At 57.9% G+C, this 21659-nt stretch carries 13 protein-coding genes; 8 read left to right on the forward strand and 5 right to left on the reverse strand.

All coding sequences use genetic code 11. The features are described from left to right. On the reverse strand, window positions 1-4031 hold a 4031-nt coding region (locus tag B5F54_RS16405; protein WP_087235240.1), incomplete at its 3' end, for an NPCBM/NEW2 domain-containing protein. A 597-nt stretch (window positions 4032-4628) separates the two neighbouring features. On the opposite strand from B5F54_RS16405, the gene B5F54_RS16410 reads away from it, so the two are divergent. After that, a complete protein-coding gene (locus B5F54_RS16410) occupies window positions 4629-5897 on the forward strand; it encodes an ROK family protein (RefSeq protein WP_087235241.1) in 1269 nt (422 codons plus the stop codon). Window positions 5898-6099: 202 nt separating this feature from the next. Here B5F54_RS16410 and abc-f read toward each other — a convergent pair whose 3' ends face one another. From abc-f to B5F54_RS16425, 3 genes are all read right to left on the reverse strand, one after another. Beyond that, entirely contained in the window at window positions 6100-7578 is a 1479-nt protein-coding gene (gene abc-f, locus B5F54_RS16415; RefSeq protein WP_087235242.1) for a ribosomal protection-like ABC-F family protein, read from the reverse strand. A gap of 718 nt (window positions 7579-8296) precedes the next feature. Beyond that, window positions 8297-13726: an NPCBM/NEW2 domain-containing protein gene (locus tag B5F54_RS16420; protein WP_087235243.1), complete on the reverse strand. Its 5430-nt coding sequence runs from the start codon at window positions 13724-13726 to the stop codon at window positions 8297-8299. A 474-nt stretch (window positions 13727-14200) separates the two neighbouring features. Then, window positions 14201-15013, reverse strand: a complete 813-nt coding sequence (locus B5F54_RS16425) for a hypothetical protein (RefSeq protein WP_087235244.1) — start codon at window positions 15011-15013, stop codon at window positions 14201-14203. A 226-nt stretch (window positions 15014-15239) separates the two neighbouring features. Here B5F54_RS16425 and B5F54_RS16430 point away from each other — a divergent pair, with 226 nt between their 5' ends. The 3 genes from B5F54_RS16430 to mgrA all read left to right on the forward strand — a co-directional run bounded on the left by B5F54_RS16430 (window position 15240) and on the right by mgrA (window position 18335). Next, window positions 15240-15452, forward strand: coding sequence for a DUF378 domain-containing protein (locus tag B5F54_RS16430; protein ID WP_087235245.1), 213 nt, complete (start codon window positions 15240-15242; stop codon window positions 15450-15452). 493 nt (window positions 15453-15945) lie between these two features. Then, on the forward strand, window positions 15946-17205 hold the full coding sequence (locus B5F54_RS16435; protein ID WP_087235252.1) for a DUF1015 domain-containing protein: 1260 nt from the start codon (window positions 15946-15948) through the stop codon (window positions 17203-17205). A 131-nt stretch (window positions 17206-17336) separates the two neighbouring features. Continuing rightward, complete coding sequence (mgrA, locus tag B5F54_RS16440) at window positions 17337-18335, forward strand: L-glyceraldehyde 3-phosphate reductase (protein WP_087235246.1); 999 nt, start codon at window positions 17337-17339, stop codon at window positions 18333-18335. Window positions 18336-18409: 74 nt separating this feature from the next. Here the strand turns inward: mgrA and B5F54_RS16445 are convergent, their stop codons facing one another. Continuing rightward, window positions 18410-18700, reverse strand: coding sequence for a hypothetical protein (locus B5F54_RS16445; RefSeq protein WP_140400409.1), 291 nt, complete (start codon window positions 18698-18700; stop codon window positions 18410-18412). Between the two features lie 456 nt (window positions 18701-19156). Between B5F54_RS16445 and B5F54_RS16450 the strand changes: the two genes are divergently transcribed. The 4 genes from B5F54_RS16450 to B5F54_RS16465 are packed head-to-tail and all read left to right on the forward strand — an operon-like array spanning window position 19157 to window position 21542. Next, a complete protein-coding gene (locus B5F54_RS16450) occupies window positions 19157-19663 on the forward strand; it encodes an RNA polymerase sigma factor (protein ID WP_087235248.1) in 507 nt (168 codons plus the stop codon). Then, window positions 19660-20130 carry a hypothetical protein gene (locus B5F54_RS16455; RefSeq protein WP_087235249.1) on the forward strand — a complete coding sequence of 157 codons (471 nt, stop codon included), beginning with the start codon at window positions 19660-19662 and terminating at the stop codon, window positions 20128-20130. Before B5F54_RS16450 ends, B5F54_RS16455 begins: the two co-directional genes overlap by 4 nt. Next, window positions 20117-20686 carry a hypothetical protein gene (locus B5F54_RS16460; RefSeq protein ID WP_087235250.1) on the forward strand — a complete coding sequence of 190 codons (570 nt, stop codon included), beginning with the start codon at window positions 20117-20119 and terminating at the stop codon, window positions 20684-20686. The genes B5F54_RS16455 and B5F54_RS16460 overlap by 14 nt, the downstream gene beginning before the upstream one ends. Next, entirely contained in the window at window positions 20673-21542 is an 870-nt protein-coding gene (locus tag B5F54_RS16465; RefSeq protein WP_087235251.1) for a hypothetical protein, read from the forward strand. Before B5F54_RS16460 ends, B5F54_RS16465 begins: the two co-directional genes overlap by 14 nt. Window positions 21543-21659 lie beyond the last annotated feature (117 nt).

Raw genomic sequence — 21659 nt, forward strand, 5'->3', positions numbered from 1 at the left:
CCTTCCGCCATATCCGGGGACGCGGTAAACTTCGCCGTGAACAGGCTGTCCAGGTCCGCCGGCAGGCCCTCGCCGATGTCATTCGCCAGGTACAGGAAATTCACCTGAAGTTCGCCGTCATGGATGCTGTATTCAAACGTATCTCCCAGCACTTCGTTCGGGACAACCTCTGTGCAGGTCAGGCCTTCCGGATACTTCATAACCATCTGCAGGGACGCCACCGGGCTTTCCAGCGCATCCAGGCCACCGATCGTGCCCTTCACTTCAAACTCGCTGCCCGCTGCAACCGTCTCCGGTGCTTCCAGGCCAAGCGCGACGCCGGTCTCCTCCGGAATCTCTTCATAGCTCAGGAACTTCGCGTCCGCCCAGTTGCCGTGGTCGCCGTTGATGGAACCGTTGCTGTCCAGTTCCAGGCGGATGGTCCGCACACCGGTCAGGTCGAGGCTGACAAATTCAGCCGGGACCAGATAGGACATCTCCGGGCTGGTATAGCGGGGCTCCGTCTCGTTGTCGAAATAGACCTTAAAGATCATGGAGTTGGCGTATTCCTTGAGGTGGTTTGCGCCTACCCAGCTTTCGAAGCGGCTATAGCCCTTGCCGGCGATGTCGTAGGTCACCGAGCAATAGGAATGCATGCCGATGCCCTTGCGCTTGCCATCGACCAACGGCAGGTCGAGCGCCTCTCCGTCGGGGCCGGTGACCACCATGTCCAAACCTTCGACGCCGCTGTCCTTGACCGCATGTCCATAGGTCCCCTGGTTATCCAAGGAATCCCATTCCAGGTCGCTCAAATAGACAGCCTTTGTTGTGCAGAACGAAATGCGGTAGACAAACGTGCCGCCGTCCGGACGGTGGACCGTGATTTCGGTCACGCCCGGGACCTTCTTTGCCGGGGAAATCTCATAGGTGACCGCGTCATTGCTCTTTTCCACGGTCACTTCCGGCACCGCGTCGCCTTCTTCGATGGGATAATAATAGTCATACTGTCCCGGATCGAATTCCTGCACCGGTTCCCCGTCGATCGAAATCCCGGTGATCGTGCTGGACGGGTCGATCTCCTTCATCGTGAGGAACTTGGCGTCCGCCCAGTCCGCATGGTCGCCCGTATCCGGCCCGTTGGTATCCGCTTCCAGGCGGAGAATCTTTGTGTTTGCAACCGGGATAGAGATCTTCTGCGCTTCCGTCGCGCCGTTGCCGGACGGCTGGCTCTCATAGATCAGCACGTCGTCAGAATATACGCGGAAGATGATATCGCCCATATTGTCTTTGAGTGCATCGACGCCCACATAGGCTTCGAAGATCTCATAGCCTTTGCCTTCGATGTTGTAATAAATCTCAGACGTGGCATGGGCGCCAAGGCCCTTTTCAAAGGTGGTCCGCTCGCCGTTGACGATCAGCTCCAATTTGGGATTCTCATGCGAACGGTCTTTCTGGATGGCCGTATAAGCACTATAGGATTCCGGTTCAAAGTCCAGATCGCTGAGGTACACGGTGGTATCCAGCTCCAGGGCCTTCTTGACCAAACCGTTCAGAGCGTTCTCCAGTTTGACAGCCGCTTCGTCCAGCTGGCTCTGGGAAACGTCCTCTACGCTGGCGAGCAGCGCATTGGCCTCTTCCATCGCCTCTGCAAGCGGCGCCCAGCTCTCCGGCGTATAGTGCGCTTCGGGCAGGCACTTGGCCTTGTTGACCTGCTCCAACAGCACGTTCACCGAGCGCAGGCCCTCTTTGGCCGCATCCAATGCAGCTATCGCTTCCTGCGCCTGCTCATCCGTGATCGCATTGCCGGATTCCAGCAGCGCATTTGCCGCGGCAATGGCCTCTTCCAGCCGCTGCCACGTTGCAACGGTATAATCCGATTCCTTTAAAGAATCCAATCCGGCCAGATGGTTCTGCAAGCGCTCTGCATTCATATTGTAGACCGGCAGGCCCGCATCTTCCGCCGTCGCCGGACGGAAGCGGACTGCATAGCCCGTTCCATACGCCATGGGATAATACATCGTGTCCGTAGAATCCACGAGGTAGCTGATGCAGATCAGCGGGCTGCTGTTTTTATCGGAAGAAGTCCCGCTCAGGCCGATCTCATCCTCATAGACCTCCGCCACATACTGCTGGCCAGGGGTCAGGAAATCGAGCGGCATCTGCAGCTCGCGGTCGATCGCGGAGATGCTTCCCGCAAACCATACGTCCTCGCCGCGCGCTTTCCGCGCATAGGTCGCATATTCGGACATAGAAGCTTCCAGCACGCGCAGCTCATCCCAATTGCTGGGCAGGTCCTTCCAGAACTGCCGCTCCTGCTCCGGGATCTGCGGGATGTTGGTCGGGTTGCCGTACCAATACAGGGAGTGCATGCCGGTGCGGAACAACAGGGAGGACGCCAGCGCGTACCCCTTGGTGGCCTTGCCCGGATAGCAGAAGGTGTGGTCGGCCGGCCCCTGGATGGCGCGGGTGAACAGGGTGGAGATGTCCTGCGCGATCTGATCGCCCTGGATGCCCTCGTCGCCCAAAATACCTTCCGTGGTCAAAAGGTTCGGGTAGGTGCGCTCCAATCCCGTGGGGACGTATTCGTCGTGGATGGTCAGCACCAGATGATGGCGGGCGGCTGCCTCGACCATCTCTTGGTTGCGCTTTTCATACTCCTGGTCGCCCTCCTGCATAAAGCCGGGCTTTACGCCTGCGGCGCCCCATTCTTCGAAGCGTGCAAATAGCTCATCCACCGTATACCGCCCGTATTTGTCAAACATATGGCGGTTGTTGACGTACAGGATCATGCCGACGCCCTGGGAATTGGCGTATTCACAGATGGCGGGGATGTCCAGATGGGGCTTGAACAGGCCGCCCTCCGGCCAGCCGGGAACGGGTTCGCCCGTGAGCAGGCCGTATGGCGGGAAGCCCTCGCCCGCATCAAACACGCCATCCTCGGGGATAAAGTCCTTCATGATGCGTTTGACTTCGAGCAGTTCCTCGGAATCGCCCGGCTCCGGCTCCAATTTGGACGGGTCCAGGCGCGGGTCGCACCGGTCGTCCAGCTCCGGCCCATACCAGCCGTAGTCCAGCAGGACATACTCAAAGTTCTCCGCTTTCGCGGTGTCGATCCAGTCTTTCAGGGTCTCCGTGGTCTCGCTGCCAGCGCCGAGCATCAGGTTGCGGCCCGGCTTGACCCACTCGGAGAATTTGTACATATCCTCGTCCGCCGGCTCGTTGAGGTTCAGGATGATGTCCTCGTTTTCCGGCAGGCGGGCCAGCTCTTCGGCCACCACAAAGGTGCGCCACGGGCTGCACTTCTCCGTATTGGCGGAGACGTTGACCACGTCCCCGTCGTATTTCGCCTGGAGTGTGCGGTCCGCACACTTCGTCATATACATGACGGCGTAATCGTCCAAATTGGCCTCGCAGATGGAGACCACTTCCCCGTCCGCATACTCCACGGTCATCGGGCGGCAATAATGCCTGCCTTCAAACGATTCCACCGGGATGGTCTGCGGGACGGTCTGGTTGGTTCCCTCATGGATCTGGGCGACCGCGCCCTCCGGGAAGGCAAACTGCGTGTATTCGTCCGTGATCTGGTAGTCCGTTTCCATCTCGGGAAGGACATAGCGGAATGCCACGCCCGTATTGTAGGCGCGCATTTCAATGGTGACCGTCTTGCCCTCTGCGTTGGAAAGGGTGACCGCCGTCTCGTTGAAGCGGTCCTCGATCAACGACTTATCGCCTACGAGAGGGGTCCAGGTCTCGTCCCCGCTGCCAGTCTCCTCCGAAACCAGGGTCAGGTCATTCTGGAATGAACCGGCCGTGGTATTCAGGCCCAGGGTCCCATCCTCCAGCAGGGTGGTCCCATTGAGCACTACATTATAATAGGGGACGCCTTCGTCCATCCAGAAATTGAGCTGGAGGTCTTTGTCCGGCGCTGTTGTGCTTTTGGCGTCCGGCGGGAGCTCCGCGCCGCGCTGCGCAGCAAACGCAGCCGGGGTGGTTCCAAAGCCCGGCGCCGCCAGCGACAGTGCCAACAACAATGCTAACAGTCTTTTTTTCATACTTCTCCTCCTATTTGATCTATGTACACGCGGCGTGTACCTTATTATCCAGCGTGTGCCCTCCTTTCCTGCCCAAAGAAATCATAACAACGCAACAATCCTCCTTTCCAGCAATGAATCGCTCAACCTATAATAGCATAATATCTAATTTAGCAATTGCTTTGTAAAGAATTTTAAGCGCTATTTATGAATTTAATATTTGGATGTATCATATTAATCGTACAGATGATTTTTTGCTGGCCCTATTTTAGCATCTTCTTCCGATCCATTTGCCCGGTGGCAGCCCACATATGGGAGGGCCTTTCCCCCAAACAAATATTATAACACATCCAAATCCATTGTTCGGGATAATCCCTTGTCATATAACCAATATATACACGTTTTGTATTAGGATTTTTTATATCGTGTATTATTTCTATTGTTCTTTTGTAAATTTACTTGTAGTTTAATCAGTAAATATATTTTTTGAAAGTGAAAATATTTCCTATATAACATTATGCTTTGTGAAAAATCGTGTATAGTGTAAAGGAAAAGCCCTATCCGCGCCAAAACCGGCGGATCGGGCAACCCACTACAATCAACACTGGAGACTGCAATATGAACGCTTCAAATCAAAAAAGTATCAACCAGGAGAAGAGCCAGGCCATCAACCGCGCATTAATCATCGACCTCCTCCGGCAACAGGGGGTTTGCTCCCGCGCGACATTGGCCCACCTCTCGGGCCTGAAACAGGCCACCATCACCAATATCATCGCCGAATGCATAACGAGCGGGCTTGTGATGGAAACCGGGTTGATGAGCGGCAGCAAAGGCCGCCGCTCCATTGGCATCACACTGAACGAAGAGCACTGCCATGTCATCGGCATCCGTATGACGCGCAGCGCGTTTTATCTATGCCTGGCGGGCCTATCGGGGAAACCGTTCCACGTGCAGGAATTCCCGATTGCGCCCGGGGAACCCGTGCAGACGACCTTGCCGCGCATCCGCCGGGCGGTGGAAGACACGCTGGCCCAGTCGGAAACGAAGATCGCCGCGGCGTGCATGGCCATGCCCGGCCCATATCACGAGGACCGGGATTGCCTGTTCTTTGTCACGGAGCTCTCCGGCTGGCAAAACTACCCGATCCGGGCGACCCTGACCAAGGGCCTCGACCTCCCCTTCCTGGTGGTCAACGACGCGAACGCCAGCGCCTTCGCCCAGCTCTGGTACCACGGGCAGGAGCCCGCCACGCAGAATATGCTGTATGTGCTCGCCGGGCAGGGCGTGGGCTGCGGCATCATCTCGGAAGGGCGCCTTGTGACCGGGCAGCGCGGGCTGGCCGGGGAATTTGGCCATAATTCCATCGATTACAACGGACTGCCATGCGAGTGCGGCAACCGCGGCTGCCTGGAAAAATATTGCTCCACGCTGGCACTGCGCAGCCGCATCCGGGAACGCCTCGCCGCCGGGGAAGCCTCCAAGCTACAGGCGGACGCGCTCTCCACCGAGGCCCTGGCGCATGCGGTGGCACAGGGCGACCCGGTCGCCTGCGAGGAATACGACCGCGTGTGCGAATTCCTCTCCATCGGTATCACGAACCTGATCAACCAGCTCAACCCGGGCATCATCGTGATCGGCGACGAGCTCGCAGAGATCGCACCGGACCGGATGCTCGCAACCGTGCGCGAGCGCGTAAAAGAGAGCGTCCATACTTTGTCCCCAGGCGAGGTGGCCATTGAGGTCAACCGCCTGCCGGGCAGCCCGGTCCTGTTGGGCGCCGCTGCCTTTGCCGCGCAATCGGTCCTGGCCGACCCCGGCAAGCTGATCCAGGAGGCGGCGGTTTCGCAGGAGATATCCTCCGCGCCGTTGGAATTGGCGGCTCAGTAAGCCGGCCGCATCGAATCATACAAAAAGGGCAGCAGAGATGTTTCTCCGCCGCCCTTTTCAGCGTTCTGCATGCTCCATGCAAATGCTTTTCTTTTCGAAAGGAACCCCCTCTCTCTCCCCTGTAGAGATCCTGCACCGCGGGAAAGAGAGGGGGTTTTTGCTGCGTTATTTTCCGGGAAAAGCCCCGCACAGGGCTGCGCTTTTATAGGGTGATCTCTTTCGTGGCGATCCGCTCCCGGAACGCGCGGTCGTGTTCCACAAACAGCAGGGTGGGACGGCTGGCAAGGAGCAGGTCCTCGATCTGCACCCGCGAAAGCACGTCGATGAAGTTGAGCGGCTCATCCCAGACATAGAGGTGCGCGGGCTGGCAAAGGCTTTTCGCCAGCAGCACCTTTTTCTTCTGCCCTTCGCTGTACGTCTCCAGATCTTTGTCGAATTGTTCCCGCGAAAAATCCAGTTTGCGCAGGATGGCCTTGAACAGGGGTTCGTCCAAGCCCTCCCGCTGTGCCAGCGCGCGCAGGGACCCGTGCAGCCCGGCCGTCCCCTGCGGCACATAGGACACCACGAGATTCCCGCCGATGCGCAGGGCCCCTCTGTGCGCCACCGGTTCCCCCAGCACCAGTTTCAGCAAGGTGGATTTCCCGCATCCGTTTTTTCCGCAGACCGCTACGCGGTCCCCCTGCTCGATGGAAAAGCGCACCTCTGAAAAGACCGTCTTATCCCCATAGAAGGCCGAGAGGTTTTCCGCCTCGGCCAACACGCGCTTGGGGTAGTCCATGGGGTGCAGGCAAAGCGATTCCGCTTCCTCCAGATTTTTCAGGAGCTTTGCCTTCTCTTCCAGCGCCGCTTCCCGCCGCGCCTCGATGGTTTTCGAGCGCTTCATCATCTTGGCCGCCTTATGGCCCACATAGCCGCGGTCCGGGCGGATGCCCGAATTGCGGGTGTCGAATTTGCCCTTTTCAGTCCGGTCGCTCCAATCCGCGGTGCGGCGCGCAGCCTGTGCCAGCCGGGCGGTCTCTTTTTTCAGCTTGGCCTGCTCCGCCCGCTCAAACTGGTCCTGCCGGTTGCGGTTCTCCTGCCAGGAGCGGAAATTCCCCGCCTGTACCTCGATGTCCGCCCGGTTGAGCGCGAGGATATGGTCCACGCAGCCGTCGAGCAGGGTGCGGTCGTGGGAGACCAGGATAAACCCCTTTTTCCCGTTCAAATACCGGCACACGGCGTCGCGCGCCTCCTCGTCCAGATGGTTGGTCGGCTCGTCGATGAGCAGGAACCGGTCCTCGTCGAGGAACAGGGCCGCCAGCAGCACCTTGGTCTGCTCGCCGTTGCTCAAGGTACAAAACGGGCGGTCCAGCACCTCCGCATCCACCCGCAGCAGGGACAATTCCCGCTGTAGCCGCCACAATTCATAGTCCGGCGCGAGCGCTTCCACCACAGCCTGGGTATCCTGCTCCGGATGCGGGACCGGGAACGGGAAATACGCCACGGGGACCGGGCAGGAGATCGTCCCCCGGTACGGGTACTCCCCCAAAAGCAGGCGCAAAAAGGTGGTCTTGCCGCGCCCGTTCCGCCCGATAAACCCAAGCTTCCAGTTGGTGTCCATCTGGAAGGTGACATGTTCAAACACATTATCCGGGTTTCCGTCGTATCCAAACGTGAGATCCTTCACTTGTATCAAAGCCAATGCAATCGCCTCCACGCATAAAAATAAGCCGCAAGAAAGTCACCTTTCCTGCGGCCCTTTTTTATGCGGATCAACAGAGGCGGTCTTGCCGCTCTGTTTTACGGGGTCCGGCCTTTTGCGCGCGCCAAGGTTGCGCAGGCGCTAAGGCGCCGGACGGTCAAAGGGGATTGCAGAACGTGTCGCTTTCTTGCAGGGCATCCCAAGCCAGAGGAACGTCCCGTTCCCCTTGGAAATGCCGGTTTCTTTCAAACACTCAGCAAGAAAAAGTGCGCACGTTTTCAACTCCCATCGTATGAAATCGCTGTCACTATAGCACATGTCCGGCAGCGTGTCAAGGGATTTCAGGAAAAAGGGCCAGTGCGCGGGGGCCTCGCAGGGCGCGCCCGTCCTGGATGGCCTTTCATCAAAAAAAGAACAGCCGGACCCACGCCCACTTGCATGGGTCCGGCTGTTCTGTATCGGCGAATTCGCCGCAGGGTTCAAAACCCTGTTTACTCCCCAAATAACGAAGCTTGTTTGATCAATAGACACGCAGTGCCTCTCGCGGACCTCCGGTCAGGACGCGCCTACGGCGTTCCCTACGGAAGCAAACCGCAATTGGTTTGTTTTGTGCTCCACGTAGGAAGTCCTACGAAAGCTCTTACGCAATCGTCACGGCACAATGCTTCACTGGACGCACGGCGTCTTTTCGCGCCTACGGCGTTCCCTAAGAAAGCATTTAGCCAATCGTCACTGCACAATGTTTCACTGGGACATTGCCCGGCAGGGTGGTATAAACGCCCGTGCTCTGGCCCGGCGTGCCGGTCGCATAGACTCTGTAATAGTAGTCGTTGCCGATCTTCGCCACGAACTGCGTCTTGAGCACATCGCCGTTGCCGACCGTGAAGCTCGGCGTCAGGGTGTTGCCGTTGACCACCGTCATCTTGAAGCAGTATGCGCTGCCTCTCTTCAACGTGAAGTTGACCGTCGTATCGGAAACCACATACGCCTTCTGGCTGGCCACGCCCTGCGCTGCGGATACAACCCCCGCTGCGCCATATGCGTTGCCGATGTTGGCAGACGTGCTGCCCTTGCCGCTGTTGCCCGTGCCCGGCTTTTCCGCCTTGACCAGGTTATTCGCGGCAGCTTCCAGGTTGGTATATGCCTTTGCGACCGCCTGCTCGTCTGCATCCGCATCCGCGGCAACCGTCTTCGCAACGCTCAATGCCGCCTTAAAGGCCGCCACGCTGCGGTCGGTGTAGCCGTCCAGATCCTTCTGCTCCATCTCCGCAATCAGCTTGTTCAGCTCATCCTTGTTCGGGATCTTCCGCAGGGCTGCCATTGCATCGGACAGCTCCAGTGCCTTCGCATCCACGTCGGCCTGCTCTGCATTCGCATTCGCGAGCAGTTCTTCCGCCTCTGCCAGCACGTCCTTGAAGGCCGCCATGGCTTCATCGTCGATGTAGAGGTTCAAGTCAAGGCTGTTCGCCTTGTCCACAACCATCTGCAACATCGAGAAATCGGTCACGCGGACCAGCTGGTCAAACGCGGCACGCAGATCGTCGCACGCCTTCTCGATGTCCCCCGCAAGCGCTTCCTCGTCCGCTGCGACTTCCTCGGCAGCCTCGTAGGCCGGCAGGTAGTTTTCCCAGCTCTCCGGGGTAAAGTCCGCCTCTTCGAGCGCGCGGGCAATCTCCAGCAGCGTGTTCAGCTCGGTCTTATCGCCCGGCGCAAAGCTCAGGAGATGGATCATATCCATCAGGCCGCTCCACGCCTCGTCGATCTCCGCCTGGGTTGCCGTGAGCTCCGCTGCGGCTTCGTTCGCTTTCTCCAGCGCCGCGTCAAAGCGCTCCTTGACGCTCGGGATCACGTTTGCATACTCGTCGCCTTCCTGAAGCGCTTCGGCAATGGCAATCGTCTGCCGCAGGGTCATCTTGTTGACAACCGTAAACGCAAAGTTGAGTTCGGTGTCGGCTCTCGGCATCGTAAGCGAATAGACATATTCGGCCGGGTCGTCAAAGGCCTGCGCCTCGTTGTTGACCATCACGCCGGCGATCTCCCTGCCGTCCACCGCCGGGGCAAACGTCAGATCCAGCTCTGTGCCGGACAGCACGCCGTCCGTATAGCGGCCGATCAGGTCCGCAATGTGCTGGCCTTCTCCGTCCACACTCAGGTTGACCTTGCTGCCGTCGTACTGTACCGTCAGGCTGTGCTCCACCGGCACGTCCTCTGCAAACTCCGCGTCTGCGGTGACGTCCGTGGTCACTTCCATCGTGTACGTATTTTCGGCTGTGAGCGGCACTTCCTCGCCGTTGATCAGCGCGCGGCTCACATAGTACCCCGCATCCGGGGTGAAGGTAAAGGTGACTTTTGTTCCGACGGCTACGGTTTGGCCCGCAACGATTTCGCCACTGTCTGTAGCCGCCGAAATCTTACCGTTAACGGGCTCTGTAAAATTTACGCTAACCTTTTCTTCTTCACTGCTATTCTTTCCAAATATCTGAAGCTCGGTGATGACAGCGTTGACACCCCAATTGGCGTCATACGAACTGTTCACATAGATGCGCAGGCCCAAAATATCCTCCTGCACCGAATCAAAGACAATTTCCTTCTGCTGCTGCTCGCGGTCGGCCGGGTTCTGCTTCCAAGTGATGTCGCCGGAATTGGCAACCGTCTCCCAGGAGCTGCCGTCTTTGGTCACGAGGACGTCAAAGTTCTTCGGGCCCTGGTCCTTGGCAAAGTAGCTCCACAGGATCATGCGCTCGACATCCTTCGGGGTATCCCATGTCACCTGGACATAGCGGTCCTCTTCCGGGATCTGGTCGAGCACCTTCATGCCGAACACGCCCTTGCCGTCTGCGCCGGGCGCCTGGTCGTCATAGATGCCGTCGTTGACAAACGCGGCCTCCTTCTTGTTGCCAAGGGCGGTATCCGGCGCATACGCGGTGCCTTCCGGCGCGATGTTGCGCACGGTTTCCTCGCCTACCGTGACAACGGCGGCGGCCTTCACGTCATTGGTGTTGACAATACATGCCGGCAAGGTGAGTTCGCCGGAGACAGTCTGCTCGCCCGAGGTATACGGGTCGTAGCTCTCGCTGTCCCAAACCACCGGGACCGTGGCGCGCAGGCCGTCCTCCAGGCGCAGTGCAATGGTATCCGGCAGGTCCAATGCATCGAATGCCGTGCCGTAATCCACTTCCTGTGCAGCCGGGTTGGCCGCGGAAACGACCGCAACCTGGGTGCCGGTCCCGCCTTCTGCGACGAATTCTGCGGAAATCGTCACATCTTCGGTGATATTGGTCAGGGTGTACTGGTTGTCAACCGGGAGCACGATCTCCCCATTGACAACAGCCATGTGCGTCACATAACCTTCCGCCGGGGTGAACGTGATCTCCACCGGCAGGCCGTCCAGGACGGAACCCTCGGGGTCGGTGGTAATCGTGCCGTTTTCGGTGTCTGCGATTTCGATGTTGTATGTCTTTACGTCTTCCAGTTTGGTGACCGTTGCGTCCGCCCAGTCGCCGTGGTCGGAACCGATGCCGTCGCCCGCATCGGTCACGCGCAGGGTCAGCACACGGCAATCGTTAAGGACCACATTGACCTCTTCGCGGTCGTTCGCGTTCAGCACTTCGGACTGATAGACGCGCTCTCCGTCGGCCAAAACCTCAAACTGGATGCTCGAGGTGGCAACCTGCATCTCCTGGTCCACGCCGATGAAGGAATGGAACTGGTAGTCGCCGCCGCCCAGATAGATCTGGATCTCGGAGGCCGCATGGACGCCGATGCCGGAGGCGTAGGTCTCCCCGCCCAAGCGCAGGGGGTTGCCGTCGATGGACACATTGCGGCCCGGCTCGTCGCCCCAGCCGACCGTCGCGCTCAGCCACGGATAGTCGCCCAGCTTCGTGACGGTGTTTTCAGGCGCTTTGGAAACCCGGACCGTCTCGGTGTCCAGCGTTGCCGTATCCTCGCTGTCGCCGTCGTAGCGGTAGGTGGCCGTTGCAGACAGGATATAGTCGTCCGCCGGCTTGTCGATCGAGCAGGACGCATCCTCCGGCATGGTGACCTGGAAGGTGACGGTCTTCGTCTCGCCCAAGGCCAGCTCGTCGATGGTCTCGCCGCCGGTGACGGTGAAGCTCTCCGGCGCGTCAAGCGCAATGGAGATGTTCTTCATGGTCTCGCTGCCGACGTTCTCGACTTTCACGTCGAACGCTGCGGTCTCGCCCGCATTGTAAATGCTGGAATCCGAGCTGATCTGGACCGACGCCATCTTATCGATGCTGCCCGGCTCCGCCGCCTTGACGCGATAGAGCTTCACGCCGTGGGCCGGGATTGCGCCGGAGGACAGGGTTTCACTGCTGACTTCCTCGGTCCCGTCGCCCCACAGGTCGGTCACCATGTAGATGGAGCTGGACGGGAGCGTGATGCGGTCGTCCTCGTCCGCCAGGGTGGACAGGTCGACGCTCGCCGTCGCGCCGTCCGCCGCGCTCTTGTTGAAGAAGCAGACCGCTGCTTCGCCGTTCTCCAGCGGCTTCACCAGGATGTCGATGCCGTCCGCTGTGGAAATGCGGCTCGCCTGCAGGAGCAGCGGGTCCTGGTTCAGCGCGATGACCGCGTCGTTTGTGACGATGTCGTATGCGCCGTTGTGCACTTCATGGTCCACACCGTCCGGGCTCGTCTCCGAGACGAAGTCGCGGATGTCGCAGCCCAGGATCAGCGGGGAATTCATCATCGCCCACAGGGAGAAGTGCGCCTGGTTCTCTGTCTCCGTCAGGTTGCCGTTGCCGACCTCGAGCATGTCGGGGTCGTTGTAGGTGCCCGGCTTCTGGTAAGACCAGAGGTTGACCGCGATCTCATAGTTGTTCATGACGGAATTCCAGCTTGCGGAAATGTCGCCGGAAGTACGCCAGGAGTTGGCAAATTCGCCCGCCCAGGTCCAGGGGCTGGTTCTGCCGTGCTCACAGACGGAGAAGAAAATCGGCTTCTCTTCCGCGCCGGTCTGCTCGGCAACGCTTGCCGTCGCCTCTTTCAAGGCGTTGCCCATCTTGGAATACCGGCGGATAGAGTCCGCCTTCTGGCCGTCGATGGGGTTGAAGATCTTGATGGTGTTTTCGCCCGCGTCCAGGTCAATATAGACCTGCTGGCGGCCGGTGTTGCTCCAGCCGCTGGTGCGCGCGATCGTCGTCTCATAGGTGCGCTCCCCATTGACCTCGATCTGCGCATATTTGGACGTGGTGGAGGCGGTCTTCTTAAAGCCGATGGTCAGGACGTACTGACCCGGCTCGTCCACCGTCTTGTGGAAGGTGATGGAACCGCCGTTTGCGCTCAGGCCGGTCACGTAGCCGGTGCCGTAGCAGCCGCCCCCGCTGACCACAGCGGCGTTCCCCTCCAGAATGGCGTCCTCCGCCTGGAGCTGTTCGCCCTCCGGCGTGCCCGCCTTTGCGACCGTGATGTAGTCCACATCCGGCGCCTTTGTATAGCTGGTGTAGCCGATATCGGACCCCATATCGACCACATGGCAATAGTCATACTTCAGGTATTCGACGCCCCACTCCGCAAAGGTCTGGGCGTCCAGTTCTTCATTCCCCGCCGCACCGGGCATATCCTCGCAGGTGAGGTCGCCGCAGGAGCTGTATACGCCTACCTTGAGCGGGTTCTCCGGGTCGAGCGCGTTAACCTGCTTGATGAAATCCGGGCCGCTCGGGAAGCCCGTGAGGTCAAACTGCATCCGGCCGTTTTCGTCGCGCATATTGGACTGCCAGCAGTCGTCCAAATTGAAATACACGTATCCGTGATCGTTTAGATTGGTGTTTACCAAGGCTTTGGCCGCATCCATCGCCTTTTCTTCGTTGATTTTCTCGCGGAAGAAGTTCCAGGTCGACCATCCCATCTGCGGGGGCAGCTTCCCTGCGGCGGCTTCCTCCTGTGCCTTCAGGGTTTCCTCTTTGTCTCTGGCGCTTTCCGCTGTTTCGCCCGCCGCCTGTGTTTGCTCGGTGGCCGGTACGGAAAGGACCTTCTGCAGGACGCCTGAGGCCGCAGAGGACAAAGCCGTCAGGTGGGCGGCGCTTTGGGGCTGCACAGTGTAGTCCGCCGCTGCAAAAGCGGAGGTTGTCGCCGGCGCCATCAGCGCTGCGCAGAGCAGAAGACTTACCAGTGCTTTTACTCTCTTCACGTTTTTCTCTCCTTCTTATACAGGATTCGTTCCTGTGTACTTTATGTAAAAATGGCTGCTGGACCATTTTCACAACGCCAGAAAATCTCTATGGAACAGATATTTACGGTGAAATACCTAAAAAATAAATCTTTGTGCCATTATTTTTATACTATCATTTGCGTAGCTTTCTTTTTATGCTTACAAGAAATTAAAACAAATATCCATATTTCTGCAACAAAAATCCATATAGATTGAGTTTTTATTCATCCTCCGCCGGACTTTTCAAAACGGCAAGCCTTTTCTTTTCCGGGGGATGCATTGAGGAAAGCGTTTTCCAAACAGATCCCTGCCCGCTCCGCGCAGGGAAATCCCCGCAGGGCCGCGCCCCACCCCCCCCCCGAAGACGGCGAAAAGGCAGCTGCGCGGTTGCACAGCTGCCTTTTCGATGTTTTGGGAAATGGTTGTTTATCGTAGATAGAGTTGCAAACAAGATTATTCGGCGACTACCTCAAAGGTAACTTCCGCTGGATTCGGCACGCCGTCCTTCACCACGATGGTTCTCCACGGGTCCTGGTCATCGGGATAGGAATAGCCCTCCGGGATCTCCACCTGGGAATTCTTTGCATAGAGCATATACCTCCCGTCGCCCGGCTTTGGCATCTGGTAATCCATCGAACCGACAATCGTATCCGTGCCGCGCAGCTGGAAGTTCACCTTGACGGATGCATATTCCTCTTCCGGATTTGGATCGGGCTCCGGCTCTTCTGCGCCGACGATATCGAACTGGAAGGTGATGTTGCCCCAATAGGTGCCGGTCACCGGGATGATCTTGGACGGAATGACTCTGTAGCGGTACTCGCCGTCCTCATCAAAGGACATCACTTCTTTATTGAGTTCGCTGACAAAGTGGGATGTACCGTCCTTATAGAAGCCCTGCACCTCATACGGCACATAGTTGTGGCCGCGATAGAGCGCGAAATCCGGGCAGTCATCCGGCATACCGGACTTGCGGGTGCTGGTAATCGAGAGCACAATCTTGCCGCCGTTCAAATTCGAGATGCCTTCCGCCTTGAACGTGGAGGTTGTGCCGCCCTTGACGAGCTGTACGCCCATCGGGATGGTGATGGTATAGGTCGGCTCCGCCACAGCGTCATATTCCAGTTCTACGCTGGCTTTGCCATTGCTAAAGGAATCCTGATCAAACGTTACACTGCCGGGGTTCACGTCCTTTGCCGCTGCAAACGCGGAGGTCGTCATTCCGGCCGCCATCAGCGCTGCGAGGCAAAACGCCATTGCTTTTTTCATAATGATTTTCCTTCTTTCTTTGAACCAGTTTGTTTTTTACGGCAAGAGTATAAGCTCCCAATATTAAGAGCGGGTTTTATTTTGTTAAAAATTGGCTAAAGAAGGGATATTTTGCCGTCTAACGGATACGCGCGCTGTATATTTCCCTTCGAAACGGGAAAAATGGGGACAAGCGGATTTATCCGCAAAAGTTAAAGGCCCCGACGGGCCAAAGGAGAGAAAGCATATGTTGGATAAAATCGCATTGACGCTGCTGATTATCGGCGGCATCAACTGGGGCCTGGTTGGCCTTCTCCAATTTGACCTCGTGGCCTGGATCGGTGGTGGACAGGCCGGCATTATCAGCCGAATCATCTATGTGGTGATCGCTCTGTGCGCCCTTTGGTGCGTCAGCCTGCTGTTCCGCCGCGATGACCATCCCGTCCCCCACGTGAGCTAGACGGGCGTCTTCCGCAATTTGCTTTTAACGGGTATGCGGGCGTTTCTCTGTGGAGTCTGATTTTACATTCCCGTTTTCCATGCACCTATGGGGAAGGGATGCCAAAATTGCCGCCATGGGTTGTACCCGCCGTCAAAAGCAAACAATACAATCCGTATTTTTATATGGTAAAACAACCTGTGGTATCAGAGATGGATACAACAGGTTGTTTTTCTATCCATCGCGTACTTTTCGTTTTAAATGGCTTGTACAGGCCCCGGATGGACGTCTATCCAGCTGCTGCCGGGGGATGCAAAGCCGCATCCCGGCATTTTTCGCGATCGTTTTGACAAACAAACCGCTCCTTCCTATAATTAGAAAAGAAACGCCCTTGTATGCGAACGGCCGCAAGCCAAATTCTGTCACCGTCCGGCGGGGACTTTTTCCGCATTCCGGGCAAAATTTGTTTATTGAAATCAAATGGCTTCTTTCCGAAGCCGGAAAGGTGGTCTCCATGGCAGAAATCGCACCCCTGCGCGCCCTGCGCTATACGGCAAAAGCCGGCAGCCTGGAAAACCTCGTCTGCCCTCCCTATGATGTGCTTGCCCCGGGCGACCGGGAAACCTATCTGGCGCGCAGCCCGTACAACAGTATGCACCTGGAAGTCCCGGATTCCTATCCGCAAGCGGCGGACCTGCTGAACGCCTGGACCGAGCAGGGGATCCTCAAGCGGGATCCCGCCCCGGCCATGTTCATTTATGAGCAGGAGTTTTCCGTCCGCGGGGAAACCCTGCGCAACAAGCTCCTTTTGTGCCGCATGAGGCTCTCCGATTTTTCGGAAAACGCCGTCCTGCCCCATGAGAATACGCTCGACGCGGCAAAGCGCGACCGCTTCCAGCTGATGCAGGCCACGGGCTGCAACATCAGCCCCGTATACGGCTTGTACGAGGACCCAAAGCGCGAAACGCGCGAGCGCATCGAGCGCCTTTCCATGGATACGCCGCGCTACACCTGCACCCTGGATGGGGTCACGCACCGGCTTTGGGTGGTCAACGACCGGGTGGTCCTCGGCGCACTGTGCGAGGATTTCCGGGACCGGCGCATCTACATAGCGGATGGGCATCACCGCTACGAGACGGCGCTGCATTTCCGCAACTGGCGCCGCGAACAGGGGCTGCCCGGCGGGGAATTCATCCTGACCGGCCTGGCGGACCTCCACAGCGCGGGGCTGGCCGTGCTGCCGATCCACCGGCTGGTGCATGGGTTGGAGCACTTTGACGAAGCGGCCCTGCTCAAGCAGTGCGAGGCCTATTTCCAGGTGTATGAGATGGACACCCCTCCGGAATACATCGAGACCAACATGGATGCGCTCCACCGGCAGGCGAAAAAGGCGTTTGCCTACTATTCCGGCGGCAAAACCTGGCATCTGCTGCTTTTAAAGGACGAAGCGCTGATGGACCGGCTCTGCCCGGAGCAGAGCCCGGCCACGCGGAACCTGAACGTCTCCCTTTTGCACAAGGTCATCCTGGAGGGGATGCTGGGCATCGGCGCGGAAAGCCTCGCCAAGCAGGAAAACCTCACCTATACGCGCCATTTTTCCGAGGCCCTGGCATCGGCGCGTTCCGGGGAAAGCCAATGCGTCCTTTTTGTCAATCCGGCCCGCGTCAAAGAGATCCGCGAGGTTGCGGACGCCGGGGAGACCATGCCGCAGAAGTCCACCTGGTTCTATCCCAAGCTGCTCACCGGCCTGGCGTTCCACCCGCTGGACGAATAATCCCGCCGTTCTATGCGCGCAGTTCATTACGTTTCGTAATGTTTTCCACTGTTTCAACAATCCGTTGTTGAAAGTTTTGCTTCTTGAAAAAGCAAGTGGCTCACTTAATAAAATAAATAGGAGGATTTTGCATGTCTTATACCGCTAGTAATACCCGGTATGCCACGATGACCTACCACCGCAGCGGCAACAGCGGGCTGAAATTGCCCGCGCTCTCCCTGGGCCTCTGGCATAATTTCGGTTCCAACGGCAACTACGAGAACATGAAGGCCATGTGTTTCACGGCGTTTGACCACGGCATCACCCATTTTGACCTCGCCAACAACTACGGCCCGGAGCCGGGCAGCGCCGAGCGCAACTTCGGCCGCATCCTGCGGGAAGAACTGCACGCCTACCGCGATGAGCTGGTCATCAGCACCAAGGCGGGCTACACCATGTGGGACGGCCCTTACGGGGACTGGGGCAGCCGGAAATACCTGCTCGCCAGCCTGGACCAGAGCCTCAAACGCATGGGGGTGGACTATGTGGATATCTTCTATCACCACCGCATGGACCCCAACACCCCCTTGGAGGAAAGCATGATGGCGCTGGATACGGCGGTCAAGAGCGGGAAGGCGCTGTACGCCGGGATTTCCCGCTACGACCTGGAACACACCCGGCAGGCGATGGAGATCCTCAAGGAGCTCAAATGCCCGTTCATCATCCACCAAACCCGCTATTCGATCTTTGACCGCCACATCGAGACGGACGGCGTAAAGTCCTTTACCGCGCAGAACGGCTGCGGCATCATCGCGTTCAGCCCGCTGGCGCAGGGGCTTTTGACGGACAAATACCTGAAAGGCATCCCGGAGGACAGCCGCATCAAGACGGACGGGCGCTTCCTGCACGCGGACCAGCTCACGCCGGAAAAGCTCGCGCAGATCACCGCATTGAACGAGCTGGCCAAAAACCGCGGCCAGACCCTGGCGCAGATGGCCCTGAGCTGGGTGCTGCGCGATGGCGAAGTGACCAGCGTGCTGATCGGCGCTTCCAAGCCGGAACAGATTCTGGAAAACCTGGAGATCGTCGGCCACACCTCCTTTACCGAGGAAGAGCTTCGGGCGATCGACGCGATCAGCCCCGCGGAATAAGCAAGCAAAAAGGAACTTCTCTCCCCTTGGAAAAGAAGTTCCTTTTTTACGTATCTGCCTTTTGGGAGTCGTTTTTATCCAGATATACCGATTGCCACGCAGCACACCACATATGCGAACGCAGCAATGAGTAGAGACACCATCGTGGGCGTCTGCCAATCCAATGCCGTCCCCTTTCTCCAGTGATTCCAAAGGAGGCGAATCGCATCTTCGTTGAGCAAGGCCCAGGCCAACAGGAGCAGCACACACCGCCAGCCCTTCCCGATTCCGAACGTCCCTGCCAGCGCAACATAGCTTGCCCCGGCTACAAACAAGGTACTCAATACACGGAACAGGATGGAAAAAAGCTTCTTCCCTTTCTCCATAATCCAACCCCCAGTCTCCTCAAATGCCTGTGTTGCCATGCTATATACGTCTTCTGGACCCACTTGGCGGCCCACGCATAGGGCCTGTGGAAGCTCCCTCTGCAAAATGGGTGGAGGGTTTCCTCCATTTCCATATCCACGCCAATAATATTCATATTTCAACAAAACGATCTATAAATTTCTATTAACATTTTATCACGCTATGCGTTTGGTTTCTATATCTCTTATTTACAAATAAATTGTATCTATTTCGATCAATTCCCTTATAAAATCGGATTTCTTTCCCTTTCGAGGCCCATACCGATGAAAAATAGACGGCCGGACCTATACCGCAGGGCGCCTGCCGCCAAATAAAAAATTTTTTTAATCGTTTGAAGTCATCCCGATGGGAACCTCGTTTTATCAAGTGAACGGCCGTGAAGCACATGCGGATGGAGGGGGTGGACACGGGCAGTTATGACAAATGAATCGTTTTCCGAATTTGTCGGGCAATACGAGAAGCTCGTGTTTACCGTCTGTTTCCAGATGGTGCGGGACTATCAGGAGGCGCAGAACCTCGCGCAAGAGACGTTCCTCGCCGCCTACCGCAGCATTGACCGCTGCCCGCCCGAACACTACAAACCTTGGATCTGCCGCATTGCGGCGAACAAGGCAAAGGATCATTTAAAAAGCGCCTATGCGCGGCGCGTCAGCGCCCCGGGCGAAGAGGCTCTGGACGCTTTGCCGGCCCAAGGCAGCCCCGAAGAAGCGTTCCTCGCGGAGGAGGGCGAAGCCCGCATCCAGGAACGCATCCGGGCGCTGCCGGAGCCCTACCACAAGGTTTCCATCCTCTACTTTTTGGAGGAAAAACCGGTTGAGGACATCGCAAAGCGGCTCAACCGGCCGAAAAAAACCGTACAGACACAGCTCTACCGCGCGAAACAAATTCTGCGCGAGCAGCTGGGAAAGGAGCTTGACCGATGAAACCCTATTTCGACCAAGACGGCCATCTGACCGGCCGCGCGTTTGACGACCTGCTGCATGGGGAGCCGGATGAGCTCGCCCGGCTGGAAATCGCGGAGCACCTGGCCTTCTGCGACCACTGCACCGAGCGCTACACCGCGCGCCTCTGCGAGGACGAGCTGCTTCCCGCCCCGGAAACGCTGCGGCCCTCCGTGATGCGCAGCATCCGGCAGCGCGCCGTGCAGCTGTTCTTCAACCGCTACGTGGCAGCGGGCGTCGCGGCCTGCCTCACCATGCTCTTATGGCTGGGCGGCGTGTTCACCGTGCCAACCAGTTCCCATACGCCGGACCCCTTCCAAAACCTGACCTCCTTTTCGCAGCAATTTTCCGATAAAACCAGGGAGATCGGAGACCGGATGACGGACGGCATCCAACAATTTTTCCAAAGCTTCACCTTGAAAGGAGATTCCGGCAATGAAAAAAAGTAGTTTTTGGACCTTTGTGTTCTCGTTGTTCCCGGGTGCGGGCCACATGTACCTGGGATTGATGAAAAAGGGCGCCTCCCTGATGCTGCTCTTCTGTTTGACCATCGCCCTGTCCGGCTTTTTGAACCTCTCGTTCCTGCTGATCCTGCTGCCGGTCATCTGGTTCTATTCCTTCTTCGACGCCATGAACCTGCGCAACGTCCCCTATGAAGAGCGCATGGCGCGGGAGGATCACTTCCTGTTTGACATGGACGGCCTTCTGAACAAGGACTGGAAGGTGGTCTTGAAGCGGCGCCACCTGCTGGTCGGCATCATCTGCATCTTCTTTGGCGCGTGGATCCTGTTCCAGAACATCGTCGGCCCCTATCTGTACCAGCTTTCGGAGATCATGCCCTGGCTGTACCATCTCATCAACAGCCTGCCGACGATCCTCGTGGCAACCGCCATCATCCTGCTGGGCATCTACCTGGTGACCGGCGGCAAAAAGAAGTATACGGTCCACGAGCAGGACGATCAGGACTATGTGGAATATGGAGGCGACGACCATGATACAAAATGAGACTTGGATGGACATTTCTTCCGGCATCCCGCAGCCTTCCGCTGGGGATACCGCCGCCGGCTGGGAGACCGAAAAGACCCCCTCCCCGGAACCTGCCGGCTACACAGAGCACGCGGCCCCCGGCCCCCAGCCGCTGCAAAAACCCCAGCGCGTGCGCCGGGTGGGGAGCTTCACGATGGGGGTCGCCCTCATCGCCTGCGGCGTGCTGGTGCTCCTCTTCCTGCTGTTCCACAACATGGAGATGCTCTTTACCGCCGCAAAGTGGTCGCCGGTGCTGTTGATCCTCCTTGGCGTGGAGGTGCTTGCAAGCAATTTCCTGTTCCGCAAGGACAAACTCAAATACGACTTCCTCAGCGGGTTCTTCTGCCTGTGCGTCATCGGCAGCAGCCTGCTGCTCTCCGCGGGTTCGGTCGTCTATGAATACGGCGAGGGCCGCTATGAGGCGGAGGCATCCATCTCCCAGCAGATCAGCGACCAATGCTATGAGCAGCTCCAGGGGACGCAGGAGATTTCTTCCCTCTCGGTCCACGTCTCGCTGAACGGCGGCAGCCGGGACCTCCCGCAGACCTACCAGGACCTGCGCGCCTACGACGACGTCCACATCGACGTCCGGCTGGTGGGGCAGGACGCGGACGCCCAGGCGTTTGCACAGCGCTGCAAAGCGATCTCCGACCGGTTGGACACCGGCAACCTCTCCCTGGTTTCGGTCTCCTTCTATGCGGGCAATCTGGACAACGGCCAGGCGGAATACGACCTGACGATCCACGACCGCTTCCAGAAGGAGCTCTCCGCCGAACAGTTGGCGGAGCTGGTGGACGTCACCCAGCCCGAACCGGACGGGGAAGGAACCGTATGACCCCTTCCCAACCAAAAACATACGCCCGGAACCTCCCTTCTGAACTGCACCCCATTTGTTAGACAGTATGATATACTGGATAACAAGTGGGGTGCTTTATTATGCCAAAAGGGATAC

It is taken from the genome of Anaeromassilibacillus sp. An250 (genome assembly GCF_002159845.1).
Lineage (GTDB): Bacteria > Bacillota > Clostridia > Oscillospirales > Acutalibacteraceae > Anaeromassilibacillus > Anaeromassilibacillus stercoravium.